20 protein-coding genes are annotated in these 20,527 nt (G+C 66.7%); 5 read left to right on the top strand and 15 right to left on the bottom strand.

What is annotated here, in order from left to right; all coding sequences use genetic code 11:
- Window positions 1–9 precede the first annotated feature (9 nt).
- The 11 genes from P3L18_RS20070 to P3L18_RS20020 all read right to left on the bottom strand — a co-directional run bounded on the left by P3L18_RS20070 (window position 10) and on the right by P3L18_RS20020 (window position 10,329).
- Window positions 10–534 carry a DUF6328 family protein gene (locus P3L18_RS20070; RefSeq protein WP_276115022.1) on the bottom strand — a complete coding sequence of 175 codons (525 nt, stop codon included), beginning with the start codon at window positions 532–534 and terminating at the stop codon, window positions 10–12.
- A gap of 83 nt (window positions 535–617) precedes the next feature.
- A complete protein-coding gene (locus P3L18_RS20065; RefSeq protein ID WP_276115021.1) occupies window positions 618–1,298 on the bottom strand; it encodes a hypothetical protein in 681 nt (226 codons plus the stop codon).
- Window positions 1,295–1,771 (bottom strand): hypothetical protein, encoded by a 477-nt coding sequence (locus tag P3L18_RS20060; protein WP_043456275.1) that lies wholly within the window; start codon window positions 1,769–1,771, stop codon window positions 1,295–1,297. Before P3L18_RS20060 ends, P3L18_RS20065 begins: the two co-directional genes overlap by 4 nt.
- The gene (locus tag P3L18_RS20055; RefSeq protein WP_276115020.1) at window positions 1,758–2,675 is read right to left on the bottom strand and encodes a hypothetical protein; all 918 of its coding nucleotides are present in this window, start codon (window positions 2,673–2,675) and stop codon (window positions 1,758–1,760) included. Before P3L18_RS20055 ends, P3L18_RS20060 begins: the two co-directional genes overlap by 14 nt.
- Before the next feature lie 72 nt (window positions 2,676–2,747).
- Window positions 2,748–3,530, bottom strand: a complete 783-nt coding sequence (locus P3L18_RS20050) for a nitrilase-related carbon-nitrogen hydrolase (protein ID WP_276115019.1) — start codon at window positions 3,528–3,530, stop codon at window positions 2,748–2,750.
- Window positions 3,531–3,544: 14 nt separating this feature from the next.
- Entirely contained in the window at window positions 3,545–4,657 is a 1,113-nt protein-coding gene (locus tag P3L18_RS20045; protein ID WP_240524110.1) for an ester cyclase, read from the bottom strand.
- 98 nt (window positions 4,658–4,755) lie between these two features.
- Entirely contained in the window at window positions 4,756–6,087 is a 1,332-nt protein-coding gene (gene hisD / locus P3L18_RS20040; RefSeq protein ID WP_006372705.1) for a histidinol dehydrogenase, read from the bottom strand.
- A gap of 48 nt (window positions 6,088–6,135) precedes the next feature.
- Window positions 6,136–7,137 (bottom strand): ABC transporter substrate-binding protein, encoded by a 1,002-nt coding sequence (locus P3L18_RS20035; protein WP_276115018.1) that lies wholly within the window; start codon window positions 7,135–7,137, stop codon window positions 6,136–6,138.
- Window positions 7,138–7,147: 10 nt separating this feature from the next.
- A complete protein-coding gene (locus P3L18_RS20030; protein ID WP_276115017.1) occupies window positions 7,148–8,233 on the bottom strand; it encodes an ABC transporter permease in 1,086 nt (361 codons plus the stop codon).
- Complete coding sequence (locus P3L18_RS20025; RefSeq protein WP_276115016.1) at window positions 8,233–9,042, bottom strand: ATP-binding cassette domain-containing protein; 810 nt, start codon at window positions 9,040–9,042, stop codon at window positions 8,233–8,235. The genes P3L18_RS20030 and P3L18_RS20025 overlap by 1 nt, the downstream gene beginning before the upstream one ends.
- A gap of 279 nt (window positions 9,043–9,321) precedes the next feature.
- On the bottom strand, window positions 9,322–10,329 hold the full coding sequence (locus tag P3L18_RS20020) for a LacI family DNA-binding transcriptional regulator (RefSeq protein ID WP_276115015.1): 1,008 nt from the start codon (window positions 10,327–10,329) through the stop codon (window positions 9,322–9,324).
- A 314-nt stretch (window positions 10,330–10,643) separates the two neighbouring features.
- On the opposite strand from P3L18_RS20020, the gene P3L18_RS20015 reads away from it, so the two are divergent.
- Genes P3L18_RS20015 through P3L18_RS19995 form a run of 5 tightly spaced genes read left to right on the top strand, consistent with a single transcriptional unit; the run spans window position 10,644 to window position 15,340 of the window.
- Window positions 10,644–11,777: a hypothetical protein gene (locus P3L18_RS20015; RefSeq protein WP_276115014.1), complete on the top strand. Its 1,134-nt coding sequence runs from the start codon at window positions 10,644–10,646 to the stop codon at window positions 11,775–11,777.
- Window positions 11,774–12,478 (top strand): alpha/beta fold hydrolase, encoded by a 705-nt coding sequence (locus tag P3L18_RS20010; protein ID WP_276115013.1) that lies wholly within the window; start codon window positions 11,774–11,776, stop codon window positions 12,476–12,478. The genes P3L18_RS20015 and P3L18_RS20010 overlap by 4 nt, the downstream gene beginning before the upstream one ends.
- Window positions 12,478–13,797 carry a histidinol dehydrogenase gene (gene hisD / locus P3L18_RS20005; protein WP_276115012.1) on the top strand — a complete coding sequence of 440 codons (1,320 nt, stop codon included), beginning with the start codon at window positions 12,478–12,480 and terminating at the stop codon, window positions 13,795–13,797. Before P3L18_RS20010 ends, hisD (P3L18_RS20005) begins: the two co-directional genes overlap by 1 nt.
- Window positions 13,794–14,585, top strand: a complete 792-nt coding sequence (locus P3L18_RS20000; protein WP_276115011.1) for an SDR family NAD(P)-dependent oxidoreductase — start codon at window positions 13,794–13,796, stop codon at window positions 14,583–14,585. The genes hisD (P3L18_RS20005) and P3L18_RS20000 overlap by 4 nt, the downstream gene beginning before the upstream one ends.
- Entirely contained in the window at window positions 14,582–15,340 is a 759-nt protein-coding gene (locus P3L18_RS19995; protein ID WP_006372714.1) for an aldolase/citrate lyase family protein, read from the top strand. Before P3L18_RS20000 ends, P3L18_RS19995 begins: the two co-directional genes overlap by 4 nt.
- 58 nt (window positions 15,341–15,398) lie before the next feature.
- On the opposite strand, the gene hemB is transcribed toward P3L18_RS19995, so the two are convergent.
- Genes hemB through P3L18_RS19975 form a run of 4 tightly spaced genes read right to left on the bottom strand, consistent with a single transcriptional unit; the run spans window position 15,399 to window position 20,522 of the window.
- Window positions 15,399–16,376 carry a porphobilinogen synthase gene (gene hemB / locus P3L18_RS19990; protein WP_014359017.1) on the bottom strand — a complete coding sequence of 326 codons (978 nt, stop codon included), beginning with the start codon at window positions 16,374–16,376 and terminating at the stop codon, window positions 15,399–15,401.
- A 10-nt stretch (window positions 16,377–16,386) separates the two neighbouring features.
- Window positions 16,387–18,141: a bifunctional uroporphyrinogen-III C-methyltransferase/uroporphyrinogen-III synthase gene (locus P3L18_RS19985; RefSeq protein ID WP_276115010.1), complete on the bottom strand. Its 1,755-nt coding sequence runs from the start codon at window positions 18,139–18,141 to the stop codon at window positions 16,387–16,389.
- Between the two features lie 54 nt (window positions 18,142–18,195).
- Window positions 18,196–19,143 carry a hydroxymethylbilane synthase gene (gene hemC / locus P3L18_RS19980; RefSeq protein WP_006372717.1) on the bottom strand — a complete coding sequence of 316 codons (948 nt, stop codon included), beginning with the start codon at window positions 19,141–19,143 and terminating at the stop codon, window positions 18,196–18,198.
- Window positions 19,140–20,522 (bottom strand): glutamyl-tRNA reductase, encoded by a 1,383-nt coding sequence (locus tag P3L18_RS19975; protein ID WP_014359015.1) that lies wholly within the window; start codon window positions 20,520–20,522, stop codon window positions 19,140–19,142. The genes hemC and P3L18_RS19975 overlap by 4 nt, the downstream gene beginning before the upstream one ends.
- Window positions 20,523–20,527: the final 5 nt, after the last annotated feature.

Here is a 20,527-nt window from a genome sequence, read left to right as displayed (position 1 = left end):
CGCAGCGCATTACGGTCGGTGGCGCGCGTCCGATGGGGGGTCATCTGCGCGCACGCGCAGCGCGAACGGGAACACCAGCCAGAGGCACGCGAACATCACCAGGGTGGCAGCACCGGCCAGGATGCCGGGAGCCGTACCGGCGGTCGCCCCGAAGACGACGACCATCGCGCCGGCCAACGCCAGTCCGAGCAGGACGAGACCGACCAGGGCCAGGCGATGTGCGCTGGTGACGATGACGTCGAGCCGATGGCGGCGGAACAGCGCCCGGTGCAGTGCGACGGGGGCCGCCAACGCGATCGCGGCCGCCATCGCCAGTGACACGGTGATCAGATAGGTAACCCGCATACCGTCGTCGAGTTCGGAAAACCGGCTCTGAAACGGCAGCGTCAGCAGGAAACCGGTGAGGATCTGCACACCGGTTTGCACCACGCGCAACTCCTGCAGCAGCGCCGACCAGTTGCGATCGAGACGTTCGGTCGTCGTCTCCGAACGCTGCTCGCGGTTCCATTCGTCGTCGGTTGGGTGCGGGCTCACCGATCCATGGTCGCATTGGGGGCCTGCGGCCGGGCGTTGCATTGCGGCCTGCGGCCGGGCGGTGCATTGGGGCCTGCGGCCGGTCAGTCCGTGGCGGAGCCCCGCGGTGGCAGGCCGAGCGCGACCGCGGTGTGAGCCTCGGTGAGCTCACGCCGGAACCTCTGCACGTCCCGCGCCCACGCCTGGGCGAGCGAACCGTCGGCGAGTTTGAGTCCGATACCGCGCCGACGACGAGGGACACCGTGAAGTTCGCCCAGGGCACGAGCGCTCTCCCAATCCTTGGCGTCGGGGCCGTTGTTCTCGGGGTAGATGGTATCGATCTCGTCGAGTGCGATGATCCGAACACCTTGTCGCAGAGTCAGTTCGGTGAGTTCGACGGACACATGCCTGCGCGCGGCGATCACCTGCACGACCGAGAAGCCGATGATGATCAACCCGAAGATGATCAGCACCGGCCAGTGCACCTGCCCGGGGCCGCTGATCTCCATCGCGAGGACCGCCCCGATCAGCACCGGACCGATGGCCACCACCCACCAGCTTCCGCCGGGCTCGTAGAAGAGCACCTCGCCGCGATCCTCGGGGATGGGGTGGGGATCGGGTTCGGCGGACTCGGGTTCGGCGGACTCGGGGGTGGCGGGCTCGGGAGACTCTGCTTCATCGGACGACTCGGTCGCGTCGGCCACCGGTGCATCGGCGCCCGCGTCGGGCACGTCGGTCTCGGTCTCGGCGCGGTCGTCGTCGGGAGCGGGCGAACGATCGGTCACCGTCCCGACCGTCCACGTTTCTTGCCCGCGGACTTCGACGTCTGAGCTTTCTGTGCCTGCCCCTTCTTGATGTCGGCCGGGTTCTTGCCCGTGAACCAGGCGTCGCCTTCGGGGCGGTAGGCCAGCAGAGAGCCGAACAGACCGATGACCGCTGCCAGCAGCGCAAACGCGAGGAGGGACTCCAGGAAGCTCAGGATGAGCAGCATGATGACCGCCACCAGGGTCAGCGCGGCCAGCGACGAGCGCCAGCGCTCGTCACCGGTGTAGGCCTTGGTGCCGATGAATGCCTCGGCGGCGCCGATCGCCGCGATCAGGACACCGATACCGACCGGCAGCAGAGTCGGACCGGGCACGATCACCGCCAGCACGGCGTAGACGACGCCCAGGATCACCAACAGCGCACCGGCCAGCAGCCAGCAGCGATACGCCCAGACCACGACGCGAGGGCGTTGGGCGGGATCAGGTTTCGTCACGGTGGCGCTGTCCTTTGTCGAGCGAGACGGTGTCGTCGGGGTGGTTGTCGTTGTTGCGGTGGTTGTCGGATGTGTTGTCGGGCGTATCGACGCCACGCTTGGCGGAGTCGGGCAGCGAGGGATTCGGGGTCGAGGGATTTGGGGTCGAGGGGTTCGGCGGGTAACCGTTCGACGGCGGGTACTGGCCCGGCGTCGGATAACCCGGAGGCGCATATCCCTGAGGGGGCGGATAGCCCGGCGGGTAGCCCTGCGTCGGTGGGTAGCCCTGCGTCGGTGGATAGCCCTGCTGGGGGTAGCCCGGCTGGGGTGGATAACCAGGCGTCGGTGGGTACGGACCGAACCCCGGCACCGGTGGATACGGCGTGCCGACCATCCGGGGTGCACGGCGGTACTGCGCCATCTTCTTGCAGTAGGTGTCGGACTCGCGACGCAGCAACAGCACCACAGCACCCAGGGCGGCCACGCCACCGATCACGTTGGGGATCATCGCCCAGCGCGGCGCAACATCGCCGAACAGGGTGAAGAACGTGCTGATCACCAGATACAGGCTGATCGCGCCGAGGATGAAGCGCGCCCAGTTGTAGCCCTTGCGCGTGAGGATCAGCAGCGCCACCGCGACGCCGATCTCGATGATCGTGGTGACCACGACGACGCCGACGATCACACCGCCGGAGGTGATCATGTCGTACTCGGCGGAACCCGGGGTGTAGCTCTGCTTTGCGACCTGGTGATACATGTCGCGGGTGGCCCCGAAGGTGGCGATGACGGTGACGACGTGCGCAACGATCACCACGAGCCACAGCTCGGAGGCGATCACGATCGACTCGACGAGCTTCGGTTTCGCACCCTCCGGGGAGTCGGGCTGCGGCCCGGTGCCGTGGCCCGGGTCGATGGATGCTGACATGGGTACCAGGGTAGTTAACCGTTCGGGGCCGTGCGGTGGCGCAGGATCAACTCCGAGAAGAGCCGGGTCCGATCATGTCGCGTAGACGTCGGGCCGGCGATCGCCGAGCGCATCCGCCAGACCGGCCAGCCTCTTGTCTCTCGCTTCCCGGAGATCGACATCGGCGATCACCAACTCGCTGCCCCGCCCACCGGCCAGCGGCCATCCCTCGTGGCCCACGATCACCGTCCCCTCGGTCCACTCCTGGCCGCGCTCGGCACCCGACCGATCGCAGCACGCGACGAACACCCGGTTGATGCGGGCGGTCGCCATGGCGATCACCTGCTCGGGCGGTCGCTCCCCGACCGGCCTCTCTACCAAGGGCCAGTTCACCGGAGCCAGCAGCACATCGGCCCCGGCCAGAACGGTCTTCCGGGTCAGTTCCGGGAACTCGAGGTCATAGCAGATCATCACACCGATCCGGCCGTGCCGGGTGTCGAGTACCGGGGGCGCCAGCGATCCGGCAATGAAAAACCGCTTCTCGGTGTTCCACAGATGCACCTTGCGGTACACACGGCGAACCTCACCGCCGTCGAGAATCGCGACCGAGTTGTGCAGCGAGCCGTCGCCTCCCACTTCGGCGAACCCGACCACCACGGTGGTGTCGCCGGCCATCAGCGCCCAGCGCGTGAGGATGTCGGCGTCGGCGTGCAAGGCAACGCCTCGGGCCTCGTCCCCCGACTCGAACACATACCCGGATGTGGCCAGTTCGGGGAGCACGGCGATGTCGGCACCAGCCGACACCGCCGTCGCGATCCCGTCCTCGATCAGCACGCAGTTCTGCTCGAACCGCCCGACGTCCGGCGCCAAGGGCACGCAGACGATCCGGGTCACAGATCCGCGTGCTGATCGTCACGCACCAGTTGGGCCAGAACGTCGAATTCGTTGAAGAGGTTCCACTCCTCGACGATCTGACGATCCTTGATGTAGAGCTGTGTGATCCCCCAGAGGTGTGCACGTCGCCCCGTCGGCGTGCCGTACAACGCGTACCCGCGATGGGTGCCCGCCCCGACCCACCGGAGCATCACCCGGTACCCGTCGGCGTCGTTACCCATCCAGTACACCTCGTCGACAGCTACCCCGAGGTCGGGAAAGGTCGACAGCAAGCTGCGCGCGAAGGCGCGGACATCACCGCGACCGCGACCCACGCGGTTGGTTGTGCCGTTCCACAAGACGGTTGGCGCGTAGGCCCGGTCGACGGCGCTGAGGTCACGCCGGTTGTACATGTCGTGCCAGAGTGCCCTGACCATGTGCTCCACGTCGAAGCCACGATCGTCACTCGGCTTCGGGTAGGGCACCGGCTTACGTCCACCACGCAGGCGGTCCACCTCGGTGATGTCGCGCTCGCTCAGGGGCGCGAGTCCGCCCTCGTTGGCATAGGTCCGGGCGGCTTCCACGACGTCGATTCCCAAAGCCGCCAACCGTGCGGCCGTGTTGTAGAGCACCCACTCCTCGACGATCTCGTTCTCCCGCACCAAGCAGTTCGCAATCACCCAAGTCTGCACCTTGCGACCGGTCGGCGGGCCCCACCGCCATGGTCCGGTGTGGTGACCGATGTTGATCGCGCGGTGGCTGGTCACGAAACCCTGATCTTCATCTCCGGCCCAGATGACGTCGTCGGCGTAGTGGCGGGTATCGGGAAAAGCGTTGATCGAGTGCAGAGTGCCCTCGACGAGCGCCTCGACGCCGTACTGCAGGCCGCTGTCGGTGTGCAGTCGACAGCCCGGCGCGTAGGTGTCATAGATGTAGCCGACGTCTTGGTCCTCCCAGATGCGATGGGTGATCCGGACGATGTAGTCGACGATGTCGACATAGGTGTCCTCGAAACCCCGCATGGGTTGTCGGCGCTCTCCGCGCGGATGGCCGTCGATGTCGGCTCCGTTGGCCGGGCGAAGCGCAATGGTGAAGTCTCCGGGCATCTTCCGGGCGACCGGCGAGGTCATGATGTCCCCTTTCGGGAGGTGTCGCGTGGCCGACTCGACGAGGGTGGTGCCGTCCTGTTCGGTGTCGGACAGAGGGTTCGTTCCGTTCTTCGACATTCTCACTTGGCCGCCGATCCGCGCCAGGCATTGAGTCGGATGGTCGCCGTGGCCTCGTGGGCGGCCATCCCCTCGTAGTGCGCGATCGTCTCCACAGCACCTGCAGCGGACGGGGTCGCCTCCCGGGAAACACGTTGATAAGTAAGCGGTTTCAGGTATCGCGACACCGACAGTCCTGCGCTGTGACGAGCTCCGCCCGCGGTCGGCAACACGTGGTTGGTGCCGGCCATGCCTTTGTCGGAGTAGGCAACCGTGCTCCACGGGCCGAGGAAGATCGACCCGTAATTGCGTAGATTGTCGTGGTAGTAGTCGTCGTCTGCGGTCTGGATCTCGAGGTGTTCGGGGGCAAGATCGTCCATCAGCGCAATCGCGGTCTCCCGGTCCTGCGCCCAGGTGACCGATCCGTGATCGCGCCAGGCGGGTCCGGCGATCTCGGCTGTCTTGAGTTCGGCGAGCTGCGCCTGCACCTGCGCGATCACCTCGTGGGCGAGTTCTTCGGAGGTGGTGACCAGGGCCGCAGGCGATTCCGTGCCGTGCTCGGCCTGCCCGAGCAGGTCTGCGGCCACCGTCGCCGCGTCTGCGGTCTCGTCGGCGATCACCGCCACCTCCGACGGACCGGCCAGTAGATCGATCGCGACCGTGCCGAACAACTGTCGCTTTGCCTCGGCGACATAGGCATTGCCCGCACCGACGATCATGTCGACGGGATGATCACCGAGGAGACCGAACGCCATGGCCGCGAGGGCTTGCACGCCGCCGAGAACGAAGACCTGATCGGCACCGGACAGATACGCCGAGTACAGCACGGCCGGATCGGCGGTACCGTCACGACGTGGTGGGGTGCAGGCCACGACGGTCGGCACGTCTGCGACCTTGGCCACCCCGACGGTCATGAAGGCGCCGGCCAGCAACGGGAATCGGCCCGCCGGAACGTAGGCGCCGACCCGGGAGATCGGTACGTATCGCTGCCCGGTGACGAGCCCCTCCGCCAACTGGATCTCGAAATCGACCAGATGCGACCGGCTTTCGCGAGCAAAGGCCTTGGTGCGTTCCGAGCCCAGCTCGAGCGCGGTGCGCAATTCCGTCGGTAGGCTCTCGCCGGCCGCGGCGAGGTCGGCGGCGGACACGAGAAAGTCGGGTGCGTCGTAACCGTCGAGGTCTGCCGCGTATCGGCGGACCGCGTCGATTCCTCCCTTCTCGATGCTGGACAGCATCGTCGAGACGGTCTCGATGACCTTCGGGTCACGCTGTGCGGCAGGACGATCCAGCTCAGGTTGCTTGATGAACCGGAACCGGCCGTCGAGTTCGGCGAGGCGGGCCGGAGTGAACTTCATGAGGTGTGTTCCTTCGTTGGTGGTCGGGTCGGGAGCGCCGATCGGCGATCAGCAGTGGGTTTTGTACAAATGGGAGGCGACGGCCGGCGTGGTGAGGTTGTCCGGCGTGGCGACAGCGAACGTCGGTCGCTGGTCACGCGGGACCGGCCGCCCTTCGATCGCGGCCACAGCCGAATCGATGCCGAGACGTCCGGCCGATATCGGGTCCTGCAGGATGGTGGCCTCGATCTGACCGGCTTTCAGGGCGTCGATGATGGGATCGGAGACGTCGAATCCGACGAGCTTGACCTTGTTCGTCTTGCCGACCTCTCGGAGCCCTGTGATGGCACCGGCGGTGTTGTTGGTCGATTGTGCATAGATGCCTGCGAGATTCGGATTCGAGCTGGCGAGGGTCGCTGCGATCTGCGCAGCATTCGCCTGTGAGTTCTCGCTGTACTGGACTCCGATGAAGTGAATTCCCGGATACTTGGCGATCGCATCGACGAATCCCTGACGTCGCGCCTCCGCCACCACCGAGCCCGACGCACTGTCGATGTCGACGACGTCGCCCTTACCGCCGATCAGCTGTGCCATCTTCTCGCCGGCCATCTGCCCGCCCTTGTAGTTGTCGGACTCGATGTTGGTCAGTGCGATCGACTTGTCGGTGAGGTCTCCGTCGATGGTGATGACCTCGATGCCGTCGCGTTTGGCCTGGAGCAGAGGAGCGATCATGGCCTTCGGACTCGTGACCGCGATCATGATGGCCGCGGGTTTGCTCGCGGAGACCGCTTCCACGATCTGGGTTTGCAGAGGTACCGAGAATTCTGCTGCCCCTTGGGTCGCGTAGTCGATCCCGACCTGCTGTGCACGCTGGGCGGCTCCGCAGGACACGCTGGTGTAGAACGGGTTGCCGGTCAGGCCGGGGATGTAGACCACACGTTTGCCTGCGGGCTGACCGGTGGGTGTTGCCGAGGACTGACCCCCGCAGGCGGCGAGCAGAACGGTGAGCGCGCCGGCCAGGATCATCGCAGCGGCGACCTGCGTGCGCCGCATGGCTGTCTGCCGAGTCATGCCGATCGCCCTACCCGCGCTCACGGCTGCGCCGCTTGAGCTGGTCGATGTATACCGCGACGATGAGGATGAATCCGATCGCGACCTGTTGCCAGAACGGCTGGACGTTGATGATCGTGAAACCGTTGATGAGCATCGTCGAGATGAAGATGCCGATGACTGCGCCGCCGACCGTTCCGATACCGCCGAAGAGACTGATACCGCCGAGGACGACACCGGTGATGACCGCCAGGAAGTCGGTGGTGTGGCCGGACAGGGTGGTGGTGTCGAACCGAATCAGCGACAGCATCCCGGCGAGACCGGCGAGCAACCCGCTCATCGCATAGAGCTTGATCAGGTGCCGATCGACGTGGATACCGGCGCGGCGAGCAGCCTCCTCATTGGAACCGACAACGTAGGTGTGCCGCCCGAAACGGGTGAAGGCGAGAACCGCAGCGCCGAGGACGACGACGATGACCGCAACCCAGATCAGGGGACTCAGACCGAGCACTCGACTGGTGGTCAGCGAGATCATCGAGGTCGGAAGATCACTGATGTCGTTGCCGTCGACGAGGAGATTGGCCAACCCCAGGACGGCCCCGAGGGTGCCCAGCGTGGTGATCAGTGCGGGCACACGGAGTTTGGTGATACACAACCCGTTGAAGATTCCCCAACCGATTCCGCACGCCAGGGCGACCACGGTTCCCACGACCACCGTGAAGGCGTTGTCGGTGCCCATCGCCGTCATGACCTTGGCCGCGGCGACGTTGGCGAAGACCAACACCGACCCGATGGACAGGTCGATACCGCCGGCAACCATGACGAAGGTGACGCCGACCGCGAGGACGAGCAGCGTCGAGCCATCGGTGAGGATGTTGCGCACGTTGATGAACGTCGGGAAGGCATCGGGCGCGAGGAGGCTGAAGGCGATGAACAGCAGTACCATCACGCCAAACATGTACGCGGGCGTCGAGGTCTTCAGTTTCCGGAGAATCCGTTGTGCGCGAAGGCCGTTCGTCCCGTTGAGCTCCGGGATGTCGGTGGTGACCACGGCCTCACCCACTCCGGCGGGAGTGGTGGCCTTCGACGTGGCGGGTGCAGTGTTCTGGATGCTCATCACGCAACTCCGTCCAGTGCGCCGGTCATGGCCCCCACGAGATCATCGACGTCGCACTCGTTCGCGGTGAGGTCGGCGACACGCCGCCCCAGCCGGAGAACCTGTACGCGGTCGGCGACCTCGAGGACTTCGGGCATGTTGTGACTGATGAACACCACCGCGATCCCGGTGTCGGCGACCCGTCGGATCAGTTGCAAGACTTTCCGGGTCTGCACAACGCCCAGTGCTGCCGTGGGTTCGTCCATGAAGACCAAGTGCCGCGCCCACATTGCCGACCGGCAGATTGCGACCGATTGACGCTGCCCACCCGACAGTGCGGCGATCGGTGCGTCGAGGTCTTTGAGTTCGGTTCCGAGAGAACGGAATGCATCCCTGGCACGCGTTCGCATCGTGGCCTTGTCGAGGACACCGAGCCGACCGAGCACACCGGGCTTGAGGAGTTCCCGTCCGATGAAGGCGTTGTCCGCGGCACTGAGTTCAGGAGCCAGGGCAAGGTCCTGATAAACCGTCTCGATCCCGAGTTCCCGTGCGTGCAAAGGGGAGTCGATGGTGGTCGGCCTACCGTTGAGCAACAATTCGCCACTGTCGGGTGCAACGACCCCCGACAGCGTCTTGACCAGAGTGCTCTTACCGGCGCCGTTGTCGCCGATCAGCGCGGTGACCTCACCGGGATAGACCGTGAAGTCAACGCCACGAAGAACCTCGACATGGCCGTAGCTCTTGCAGAGGGCCTTGGCCTCGAGCAGCGGGGTTCTCGTGATCGGACTCGGGGAGGGTGGGGGTGTGGCGGGTGGCGGTGTGGAGATCATGGACTCACCTTTCGAAGTGTGCCGCGCCTCGTGAGGCGGCGGCCGACGTCCGGATGACTGTGGGCGAACCGGCGGGCACCGCGGTGGACACAGTGCGGACGGCCGGTGTGACGAGCGCCTCAACGAGACAGTGTATACGTATGAATCGAACGCACGCAAGGGCTGATCACGAATTCCCCGAACATCGAAGCAATAGCGATCTACCTGTACTTCTCAACGAAAGAGGCTTGCCTTCACAGGCGGTGCGCCAGGCACATACGCATGTGTCAGATTGCCTTCTCAGCGCTGCGTAGCAGGCCCGGTGGTCCGACGCGCGACGAGACTTGGCACCGACACAATCCGTCGCGGCGGACCGGCTTGTCCGTCGGCGGTGAGCCGATCGACGAGCAATCGAGCGGCCGAGGCCGCCATCTCGGCCAGATCATGACCGATTGTCGTGAGTCCGAAGACCTCCCACGAGGCCATCGGGATGTCATCGAAGCCGATCACGCTGATCTCGCCCGGCACGTCGACCCCCGCCGCGATCGCGGCGTTGAGAGCGCCGATGGCGACCACATCATTGCCGCAGAAGACCGCTGTGGGCCGCGATTCCATCGACAGCAGACGCAGCATCTCCCGATGGCCGGTGTCGAAATCGAAGGGTCCGTGACTACTGAGTCCGGCGGGAATCCCGATGCCTGCATCGGCAAGCGCAAGCCGAAATCCCTGCTCGCGATCGCGACCGGTACTCGTGTCCTCCGGCCCGAAGATCCCCGCGATACGACGATGTCCGAGCGTGACGAGATGCTCCGCGGCAGACCTGCCACCTGCGGCATTGTCGACGACCGCAGCATCGCCGAGACCCGTTCCCGACTCGCGGTTCAAACACACGAACGGCACCCCCCGTCGGGCCAACTCGGCCGGTAGTGGTGATCCGATCGTCGTCGTCAGCAACACGACCCCATCGACCGACCCATCCACCAGGTGCTCGACCGCCGACAAGCTGTCGGACCGCTCGGTGAATGCCATGACGCGATAACCGAGTGCGCCGAGTTCGTCGTGAAGAGGTCCGATGAGCTGCGGATAAAACGGGTTGGTCAGATCCGTGACGACGATGCCGATCCGTCGCGTGGTCCGCGTGACCAAACTCCGACCCGCTTCACTGGGTACATATCCCAGGGCCGCGACCGCCTCGGCCACCCGCTTCTTGGTCGCCTCGGCCACTCGCGGGTCACCGCGCAGGGCACGTGACACCGTCGGCTGGGACACGCCGGCGAGCCTCGCCACGTCGCGACTCGTGATGGCCATGACACTCCTCGAAACAATCTCTGTCGTCGGTGCACGCGAATGAATTGCTTATGCCGTGCAAGCCTACCCACACCTTCGGCGACAACAGGCCTACGACCCGTCCCTTCTCCGACCGAAGCCAAAACTCGTGCACATCAGTTTCTTTGAGCCGCCCCCGCACCGATTCCGGGCTTGGGGGTTGACGCAGGCACCATCTCAGCGCAACAATGCATACGTATAAATCATCGCTTGCCGAGTAATCTCACCCCCGGCTCGACAAGACGCCTCCGTCCACCTCCGGGCACAACCGATCACGATCGAATGGGAGCCACACCATGTCCACCGAACTCGTCGTCAGTGACGAGGAGCTGCGTCGGCGCACGATCCTGCGCACCGATTTCGTCTCCTGCAACCAGGCATTCATCGACTGCCGCACTCCCGGCTCCGACCAGAAGCGCAACTACTCGATGATCGGGCGCGGCGTGAGCCAGAATGCCGGCCAGGTGGTGAATCTGACCGAGCCGCACGGATTCCAGATCGGCGCGGCCGCCATGCCCCGGGGGGTTACCAACAATCTGCACCTGCACTTCACCGCCGAGGTCTTCCTGTGCTTCCGGGGGGAGTACCTCCTGAGATGGGGCGCTGATGGCTCGGAGGGCGAGCTCGTCCTCCGCGAAGGTCAGATCGCGTCGATTCCCACGTGGATCTTCCGGGGTTTCACCAACATCGGCCCCGACGACGGCATTCTGTTCACCGTCCTCGGCATGGACCGCACCGGTGGGATCATCTGGGGCCCCTCGGTTCTCGAGGAGGCCAAGGGCCATGGCCTGTATCTCACCGCGGACGGCCGCCTCGTCGACACCGTCGCAGGCGATCCGCTCCCCGACGACAGTGAACTCGTCACCCCGCTGACCCCGCACCAGATCGATTCCCTGCCAAAGTATTCGGTGGATCAGATGGCCGCTCGGATCGCCACGCCCGAAAACATCACCTGGTCGAACCGGGCATTCCTGGACTCGGCTCTGCCGGGTGGCAGCGCCGAACTGGGATCGGTGATCGGATTCGGCATGACCGAGGACCGCGATCAGCTTCCGCGAATAGTCCATCCTCACGGTCATTCGGTTTCATGGCTCAGAGCTGTTCGCGGGCAGGGTATCTCGATGCATCGGCACTCGCAGAGCACGGTCCTGATGGTGTACAGCGGCGAATGGGAGGTCACCGTCAATCGCGGACCGGACACCCGATCGGTTCGTCTCGCCGAGTGGGACATGCTCTCGATGCCGCCCAATGCGTTTCGGGAGATCCGCAGCGTCGGTGCGGACACCGGCATGTTGTTGATGGTGACCAGCGGCGACGGCCGCGTCCGCATCGAGTGGGACGACGAGGTCGTCAAGGCCGCCGGGGACGCGGGACTGGCCATCGATCCCAATGGGTATGTGGCTCCGGCAGATCTGGTGCCCTCCCCATGACCGGTCCCCCCGTCATCCTCATCCCCGGCATGCTGTGCGACGAAGAGACGTGGATCGACATCGCCCCGGCCCTCGGAGCGCACTCCCTCCCACCACTGACCCGCCCAACGATCGCCGGCATGGCAGACGAGGTTCTCGACACCGCACCGAATACCTTCGTCCTCGCTGGGCTGAGCCTCGGTGCGATCGTCGGATTCGAGATACTCCGGCGAGCCCCACACCGAGTCACCGGATTCTGCGCCATCTCCACCAACGCCTCCGCACCGACACCTCACCAACTGTCCGCGTGGCGCTCGCACGCCGCTCGCACCGTCGCAGGTGATTTCGAGACAATCGTGCGCGAGGACATCGCGCCCACCATGTTCGCCGACGCCCGTCCGAGCCGTGCACAGGTCGAGCGGTTCGTCGAGATGGCACGTCGGGTCGGACCGACAACGTTCCGCGCGCAACTGGCCGCCCAGTCGACTCGATCCGACGCACTCGCACATCTGACGAGGGTGCACCGTCCCACCCTGGTGATCTCTGCCTCCCACGACGTGCTCTGCCCTCCGCGGTATCACCAGCGGATCGCCGATGCCATCCCCGGCGCCCGGCTGGCGTCCGTCGATGCCGGACATCTGTGCACCTGGGACCGCCCCGACCGACTGGCACAACTCATCCGCAGTCACCTCACCGATTCCCCAGAACTACAGGAGATCTGATGCCTACCATAGTGAAATCCCCGACAGCCCAGCCCAACCCGCGAGCGGACCGCACCGAGGTGAGCAGCCGCGTCACCGCGATCCTCGACGACATCCGTGATCGCGGCGACGCCGCCGTTCGTGAATGGTCGGCAACCTTCGATCACTGGACGCCGGAGAACTTTCTGCTCTCGCCCGCCGATATCGACCGCATCGTCGCCTCGGTGCCCGATCAGGTGATCGAGGACATCCGTTTCGTGCAGTCGCAGGTCCGCGGCTTTGCCCAGCGGCAGCTCGAGTCGATGTCCGAGTTCGAGATGGAGACACTGCCGGGAGTGTTTCTCGGGCAACGACATATCCCCATCGGCCGCGTCGGCGCCTACGTTCCCGGCGGTCGGTACCCGCTTACTGCGTCGGCGCACATGACCATCGTCACCGCCAAGGTCGCCGGGGTGCCCAGCGTCGCCGCATGCACCCCTCCGATCCGTGGTGAGATCCCAGCCGCGACCGTAGCAGCGATGCACCTCGCGGGCGCGGACGAGATCTACCTTCTCGGTGGAGTTCAGGCGGTCGGGGCCCTGGCCGCCGGAACCGAGACGATCGAGCGGGTCGATCTGATCGCCGGACCGGGCAATGCCTATGTGGCCGAGGCAAAGCGCCAGCTGTTCGGCGAGATCGGCATCGACCTGTTCGCCGGTCCCACCGAGATCCTCGTCATCGCCGACGAGACCGCTGACCCCTTTGTCGTGGCGGTCGATCTGCTGTCGCAGGCCGAGCACGGGCCGGATTCGCCCGCGGTACTCGTCACCACGTCGGCAGACCTCGGTGCCCGGGTCGTCGACCACATCGACAAGCTACTGGTCGACATGCCCACCAAGGACTTCGCCGAACCCGCCTGGCGCAACCACGGCGAGGTCATCATCGTCGACGATCTCGCGGAGGCGTACACCGTTGCCGACGCCCGCGCGAGCGAGCACGTCGAAGTACTCACCGCCGAACCGCGCGAGGCCCTGACAACCATGCGCAACTACGGCGGGTTGTTCCTCGGCGAGGGGACGTGTGTCTCTTACGGCGACAAAGTCATCGGCACGAATCACGTACTGCCCACGCGCGGTGCTGCCCGCTACACCGGCGGCCTGTGGGTGGGTAAGTACCTCAAGACCGTCACGTACTCAGAGGTGCGCAACACCGACTCGAGTGCGCACCTCGGTGAGGTCTGCGGGCGCGCGGCGCGCGTCGAGCTGTTCGAGGGCCATGCTCGTTCGGGCGACGTCCGCGCCGCCAAGTACACCGGCGCGGAACTGCCCTGGTCGAACGCCCTGAGCGCGGCGACCCGATGACGGTCGCCTCCGAGAATCGGCCGGCGCAGACCGCGGTGGCCGGCCGGACCGCATTGGTCACCGGCGGCGGGAGCGGCCTCGGAGCGGCCATCGCATGCGCCCTCGCCGCCTACGGGGCGCAGGTCGTCGTGACCGGACGGGACCCGGCTGCACTCGATGCGGTCACCACGCGCCATCCGCTGATCCGGCGCACCACGACCTGCGATGTCTCCGATCCACTGCAGGTCACCCGGCTCGGTGCCGAGCTCGCCGACACCGAGGTGTCGATCCTGATCAACAACGCCGGCGTCGCAGGACCCGTCGCCGATCTCGTCGACGTCGCCGTCGCCGACTGGGATGAGGTGTTCGCGGTGAATGTGCGCGGCACCTACCTCGTGTGCCGTGAATTCCTGCCGGGGATGATCGCCAGGGCTCATGGGGACGTCATCAATCTCGCATCCGTGTCGGGGAAGCGACCCCTGACCGGACGCACCCCCTACTGTGCGTCGAAGATGGCGGTCATCGGACTGACGAGCACATTGGCCACGGAGGTGGGGCCCTACGGTGTCCGCGTCAACTCACTGTCCCCGGGTCCCGTCGACGGCCCGCGCATGCACCGGAACTTCTCGAGGGAAGCGGAGCGCACCGGCATGAGTTACGCCGAGGCGCAGGCAAACTTCGTCTCGCGAGCCGCGTTGGGGCGCATGGTGACCGAAGACGAGGTCGCCGCTTCGGTGATTGCGATGCTCACGATGTCGGGGCTGTGTGGCGCCGACATCGATTTGTCGGCAGGGATGGTGGCCCGATGAGCCGGCCGACACTCAAGAGTCGTCTGCAGGCAGGTGAGCAGGTCGTCGGTGTGCTCACCCGCATGCCTTCGGAGGAACTCGTCGAGATGGCTGCTGTCGCCGGGATGGATTACATCCTCATCGATTGTGAACACGGTCCCGCCGACCAGGTACAGCTGCGAGCCCACATCACCGCGGCGCAGGTGCACGGGGTCGATGTGCTGGTCCGGGTGGGTCAGCACGAGACCGCACTCATCCAACGCGTCCTCGATCTGGGGGCTTCCGGAGTGGTGGTGCCGCACGTCGACACGGCGGAGCACGCGCGCGCGGTGGTCACCGCCACCCGGTATCCACCGGTCGGTGATCGTGGATTCGCCACCTACGGTCGGGCCGGGCGATTCGGCACGGTCAGCGCAGGCGAGCATCTGCACGCCGACGCCGACACGACGTTGACGATCGTGATGATCGAATCCCGTGCGGGCTGCGCGAGCGCCCCGGAGATCCTGGCGGTGGCAGGAATCGACGGTGTGCTCTGCGGGCCCGCGGATCTCGCGATCTCGATGGGCCTCGAATCCAGCGCTGATCCGGCGCTCGCCGCTGAACTCGACCGGATCCATCGGTCGGTTGCCGACGCAGGTCGTCTGCGCATGGACATCGTCGGCGGTGCCGAGCAGGTACGGACGTCACTGGAAGCAGGCGCAAGCATGGTGGTGGTGAATCTGACGCACGCACTGATGGCTCTACTCGGCGACCTCGTCGCACCACGCGACCGGTAACCACGGGTGAACCGCAGGTCCTGCCGTGGCGTACTCACGGCAGGACCGGAGAGCGCGCTCAACCCAACCGCGCGGCAACCTCCGCCGCCCAATAGGTCAGGATGATCTTGGCGCCCGCACGTCGGATCGAGGTGAGCGACTCCAGAATCGCGGCATCGCGGTCGATCCAGCCGCGTTCGGCGGCGGCGGTGATCATCGAATACTCACCCGAGATCTGGTAGGCGGCAACGGGAACGTCGGATATCTCGGCGACGTCGCGGACGATGTCGAGGTAGCTCATCGCCGGCTTCACCATGACGATGTCGGCGCCCTCGTCGAGGTCGAGTCGCACCTCGCGCAACGCCTCGATCCGGTTGGCACCGTCCTGCTGATAGGTTCGCCGATCACCCTGCAGTGACGACCCCACCGCCTCACGGAACGGCCCGTAGAACGCCGACGCGTACTTGGCGGCGTAGGCGAGAATGCCGGTGTCGGTGAAGCCCTCCGCGTCGAGCGCCTCACGGATGGCCGCGACCTGACCGTCCATCATCCCGCTCGGCCCGAGCAGATGAGCACCGGATCGGGCCTGCGCCAACGACATCGACACGTACCGCTCGAGCGTGGCGTCGTTGTCGACCCGACCCGACTCGTCCAGGACGCCGCAGTGGCCGTGGTCGGTGAACTCGTCGAGACACGTGTCGGCCATCAGCACGGTGCGATCACCGAGATCCGACCGCAGCTCCGACAGCGCGCGGTTGAGCACACCGTCGGGGTCGTCGGCACCCGAACCCACGGCATCCTTGTCACCGGCCGCGGGCACCCCGAACAGCATCAACCCACCGACGCCGGCGCGCACCGCCTCGTCGGCCGCCTTGCGCAGCGAGTCGAGGGTGTGTTGGACCACGCCCGGCATGGACGTGATCTCACGCGGGGCGTCAATGCCGTCGGCGACGAACATCGGCAGCACGAGATCGCTTGGCGCGAGCGTGGTCTCGGCGACGAGACGACGCATCGCGGCACTGGTGCGCAGTCGGCGGGGACGGATCACCGGGGCCATCGTCACCCTCCTAGGACCGCGACCGCCGCGACTTCTTGCGCGGCGGGGGCAACGCCCCCTCGGCCCGCAGTCGGGCGGCGTGCTCGGCGAGTGCATCCACGAGGTCCGGAATGGACGCGTTCTCCGGCTGCACGTCGACGCGAAGCCCGAATTCCGTTGCCGTTTCCGCGGTCTTGGGACCGATACACGCAACGATGGTGCGCGCGTGCGGCTTTCCGGCGATACCGACGAGATTGCGGACCGTCGAGCTCGAGGTGAAGCAGACCGCATCGAAACCGCCGGTCTTGATCATCTCGCGGGTCTCGGCGGGCGGCGGGGCCGCACGCACCGTGCGATAGGCGGTGACGTCGTCGATCTCCCAGCCACGCTCACGCAGTCCCTCCGAGAGGGTCTCGGTGGCGATATCGGCCCGCGGCAACAGGATTCGGTCCACCGGATCGAACACGTCGTCATACGGCGGGAAGTCCTCGAGCAGACCGAGTGAGGACTGCTCCCCCGACGGCACGAGCTCGGGATTGATCCCGAAGGCCCGCACCCGCTCGGCCGTGGCCTCTCCGACACAGGCGATCTTGACCCCGGAGAACGCTCGCGCATCCAGTCCGAACTCGGCGAACTTCTCCCAGACCGCGCGCACCGCGTTGGTGGAGGTGAACACCACCCACTGGTAGCGTCCGTCCACCAAACCCTTGACGGCCCTTTCCATCTGAGCCGGACTGCGCGGCGGCTCGACCGCGATGGTCGGTACTTCCTTCGGGATCGCGCCGTGCCCGACGAGGCGCTCACTCATGTCGGCGGCCTGATCCTTGGTGCGCGGCACCAGAACCGTCCAGCCGTAGAGCGCGCGCGACTCCCACCAGGAGAGCTTGCCGCGCTGGCTGACGACCTTGCCCACGGTGAGGATCAACGGACCGGTCAGCGCGTTGCCCTGCTCGTTGAGCGTGGCCAGCGTGGCCTCGATGGTCCGCTGCGCGCAGGTGGTGCCGTTGATGGTGATCGCGACCGGTGTCTGCGGGGCCAGCCCGTGCTCGGTCAGTGCACTGGCGGTCTCGGCCAGGTGCCCCGACGTCGCGTGCAGCACCAGCGGTCCCGGTGACGCGGCCAGCGCCGCCCAGTCGACGCCCTCGGCGCGGACGTCGGCCACGGTGTGACTGGAGCCGAGCGGCATACCGGCGTAGCTGGGCACCACCGAAGCCGCGGGCAGGCCCGGCAGCACCTCGAAGGTGACCGAGGTGCGCGCCACGGCATGGACCTCGGTGAGCACCGAGTCGGTGGTCAGTGGGTCCCCGGAGACCACGCGCACCACGTCGTCACCGGCCTTGGCGGCCGCGACGAGGGTCTTGGCGACCTCACCGGGATCGCCGAGCGCCGGGCGAACCACCTGGTCGGCATCGGTATCGGCGTGGTCGGCCTCGACGCGCTGGTCGGCGGCCGACTCGGAGTCGGCGGGCTTGGTCTCGGTCGCAGCGCCGTCGGCGGCCACGTCGGACCCCGACTTCTCGGCGCCCGACTTCTCTGCGCCCGACTTCTCTGCGCCCGCTTTCTCTGCGGTCTGCTTCGCCGGTTTACGCCGGTCGTCGGCGGGCTCCTCGCGGTGCGCGGCACCGATCATGGCGACCACCGTGGCCGGTACGTCGGGGTCGACGTAGGCAGTGGTCGCGGAGGTGATGACGCTCCGCGCCCGGACGGTCAGCAGGTCTGGGTCCCCGGGCCCCGATCCCACGAAAAAGATCCGCCCCGGATTGGCCTTCTTGGTCGTACGGCTCATGCGTTCGCACTCTCCTGCCCTCATCCGCTGAGAGCTGTGTGTTCCTCACCGGAACTAGGAAGAGTCGACGAGCTCGCCCGCTCCCAGTTCCAGCAGTTCGGCCGCGAGATCCCTACCCAGTTGGTCGGCACGATCCACCGGACCCACCACCGAAGCGCGGATCACATCGGATCCGTCCTCGGCCGCCACCGCCGCCCGTAGCGACAGTTCGACGAAGATGCGCCCGTCGTCATCGAGCGACTCGACCACCTCGGCGATCGCCCCGACCGGAGCGGTGCACCCGGCTTCCAGCGCCGCGAGCACCGCGCGTTCGGCGTCGACCGACGCACGGGTGGACTCGTCGTCCAACTCGGCGAGAGTTCTCACCAGTTGGGCATCGTCGGAGCGACACTCGACGGCCAGCGCCCCCTGCGCCGGTGCCGGCAACAGGACCACCGGGTCGAACGCCTCGGTGACCTCATCGGCCCTTCCGATTCGAACGAGTCCGGCACGCGCGACGACGACCGCATCGAGCTCGCCGCTGGCGACTTTGCCCAACCGAGAATCAAGGTTGCCTCGTAGGGGGCGGATTTCCAAACCGAGACCCAATGCTTTAAGCTGTGCCGCCCGCCGCGGAGCCGAGGTACCGATCGTGGATCCCGGCGGCAGCTCCCCGAGCACCTGTCCACCCTTGCTGACCAGGGCATCTCGCGGATCCTCGCGGGGCGGGACGGCCGCGATGACCAGCCCCGGATCGGGAGCGGTGGGCAGATCCTTGTAGGAGTGCACGGCGACGTCGATCCGCCCGTCGTGCAGGGCGTTGCGCAGCGCGGTGGTGAACACGCCGACGCCGATCTCGGCGACCGGGGCCGCCGATGCGTCGCCGGCGGTCTTGATGATCACCGATTCGGCCGGGTGGCCGGCTGCGATGAGGGCGTCGATGATGGTCTGGGTCTGGGTGCGGGCCAGCAACGACCCCCGGGTGCCGACGCGGATGACGGCCCGGTTCTGCGTATCGCTCAACGTTCTCCCTGATCGGGGGTGGAATCGAGACCGGTGTGACGTGCACTCCCGGCCTGGCCCAGCCCGGTCTCGGGAGCACTGACGGCCTCGGCCGAGCCCGGTTTGAGCTCGAACAGCTCACGCAGCGCCTCGGCGTAGTGATCGCCACCGGGCGTCGAGGCGAGTTGCTTGACCCGCACCGTCGGCGCGTGCAGCAGCTTGTCGACGACCCGGCGCACCGCCTTGGCGACCTCGTCGCGCTGCGGATCGTCGAGCCCGGGGAGTTTGGTCTCCAGACGCAGGATCTCGGCCTCCACCACGTCGGCGGCCCGCTGCCGCAGCGCCGCAACGGTCGGGGTGACCTCGGCCTGACGCTGTGCAGTGAGGTAGTCGGCGAGTTCGCCCGCGACGATCGAGCGGGCGGCGAGGGTGTCGTCCTCGGCGGCCTTGGCCTCGGCGTGCCCGCGGAGCCCGGCGATGTCGACGACGTGCACGCCGGGCAGACGCGCGGCGGCCGGATCGACATTGCGCGGCAGTCCCAGATCGCAGATGACCAGCGGGTTGTCGGCGGCGGCTCCGCGCGCGGCGAGCGCCGAATGCACGTCACCGACCCCGATCACCGAGCCGACCGAACCGGTACAGGCGACGACGACATCGGCGTCGGCCATCACCGCGGGCAGATCGTCGAAGCCGACGCCGTCCACCTCGATGCCGTGGTTGGCGGTGACATTGCCGGCCAGGTGCTCGGCATTGGCCACGGTGCGGTTCACCACGGTCAGGTGGGTGACGCCCTCGCGGGCGAGTTGCGCGGTCGCGAGTCCGCCCATCGCCCCGGCGCCGACGACGACCGCCGAGGTCATGGGGCTGTTGAGCAACGACTGGGCACGGTGCAGGGCCACCGACACCACCGACGCACCGGCCCGGTCGATACCGGTTTCGGTGTGCACGCGCTTGCCCACCCGCAGCGCCTGCTGGGCCAGTTCGTGCAGCACGCGGCCGGTGCTGCGGTTGGCGTCGGCGTCGAGGTAGGCGTTACGGATCTGACCGAGGATCTGCTGTTCGCCGACGACGAGCGAGTCGAGGCCGGCCGCGACGGTGAACAGGTGCTCGACCGCGGCCTCGGAATAGCGGACGTAGGCGTGGCGGGTGAGGTCGTTGACGCTCATGCCCGAGTGGTCGCCGATGACCTTGCCGACGGCCTCGAGCGCGGGGTGGAAGGCGTCGACGACGGCGTAGATCTCGACGCGGTTGCAGGTGGAGACGAGCATCGCCTCGGAGATGGCCAGCGAACCGAGCAGTTCGTCGACCAGTTTGGGCCGGTCGTGGTCGGAGACCGCGATCCGCTCGAGCACCTCAACGGGTGCGCTCCGATGCGAAACACCGAACAACAAGACACTCACGCCGT

Source organism: Gordonia sp. N1V (assembly GCF_029269935.1).
Taxonomy (GTDB): Bacteria; Actinomycetota; Actinomycetes; order Mycobacteriales; family Mycobacteriaceae; genus Gordonia; species Gordonia polyisoprenivorans.
The sequence above is the reverse complement of the archived record's forward strand: the minus strand, read 5'-3'. Positions and strand labels throughout refer to the sequence as shown.

What these genes read in the sequence shown, in the direction of transcription:
- P3L18_RS20055 (WP_276115020.1), bottom strand. Translation starts at nt 2,675, where the DNA reads ATGTCAGCATCCATCGACCCGGGCCACGGCACCGGGCCGCAGCCCGAC.
- P3L18_RS20045 (WP_240524110.1), bottom strand. Translation starts at nt 4,657, where the DNA reads ATGACCTCGCCGGTCGCCCGGAAGATGCCCGGAGACTTCACCATTGCG.
- hisD (WP_006372705.1), bottom strand. Translation starts at nt 6,087, where the DNA reads ATGAAGTTCACTCCGGCCCGCCTCGCCGAACTCGACGGCCGGTTCCGG.
- P3L18_RS20035 (WP_276115018.1), bottom strand. Translation starts at nt 7,137, where the DNA reads ATGACTCGGCAGACAGCCATGCGGCGCACGCAGGTCGCCGCTGCGATG.
- P3L18_RS20030 (WP_276115017.1), bottom strand. Translation starts at nt 8,233, where the DNA reads ATGAGCATCCAGAACACTGCACCCGCCACGTCGAAGGCCACCACTCCC.
- P3L18_RS20025 (WP_276115016.1), bottom strand. Translation starts at nt 9,042, where the DNA reads ATGATCTCCACACCGCCACCCGCCACACCCCCACCCTCCCCGAGTCCG.
- P3L18_RS20020 (WP_276115015.1), bottom strand. Translation starts at nt 10,329, where the DNA reads ATGGCCATCACGAGTCGCGACGTGGCGAGGCTCGCCGGCGTGTCCCAG.
- P3L18_RS20015 (WP_276115014.1), top strand. Translation starts at nt 10,644, where the DNA reads ATGTCCACCGAACTCGTCGTCAGTGACGAGGAGCTGCGTCGGCGCACG.
- P3L18_RS20010 (WP_276115013.1), top strand. Translation starts at nt 11,774, where the DNA reads ATGACCGGTCCCCCCGTCATCCTCATCCCCGGCATGCTGTGCGACGAA.
- hisD (WP_276115012.1), top strand. Translation starts at nt 12,478, where the DNA reads ATGCCTACCATAGTGAAATCCCCGACAGCCCAGCCCAACCCGCGAGCG.
- P3L18_RS20000 (WP_276115011.1), top strand. Translation starts at nt 13,794, where the DNA reads ATGACGGTCGCCTCCGAGAATCGGCCGGCGCAGACCGCGGTGGCCGGC.
- P3L18_RS19995 (WP_006372714.1), top strand. Translation starts at nt 14,582, where the DNA reads ATGAGCCGGCCGACACTCAAGAGTCGTCTGCAGGCAGGTGAGCAGGTC.
- hemB (WP_014359017.1), bottom strand. Translation starts at nt 16,376, where the DNA reads ATGGCCCCGGTGATCCGTCCCCGCCGACTGCGCACCAGTGCCGCGATG.
- P3L18_RS19985 (WP_276115010.1), bottom strand. Translation starts at nt 18,141, where the DNA reads ATGAGCCGTACGACCAAGAAGGCCAATCCGGGGCGGATCTTTTTCGTG.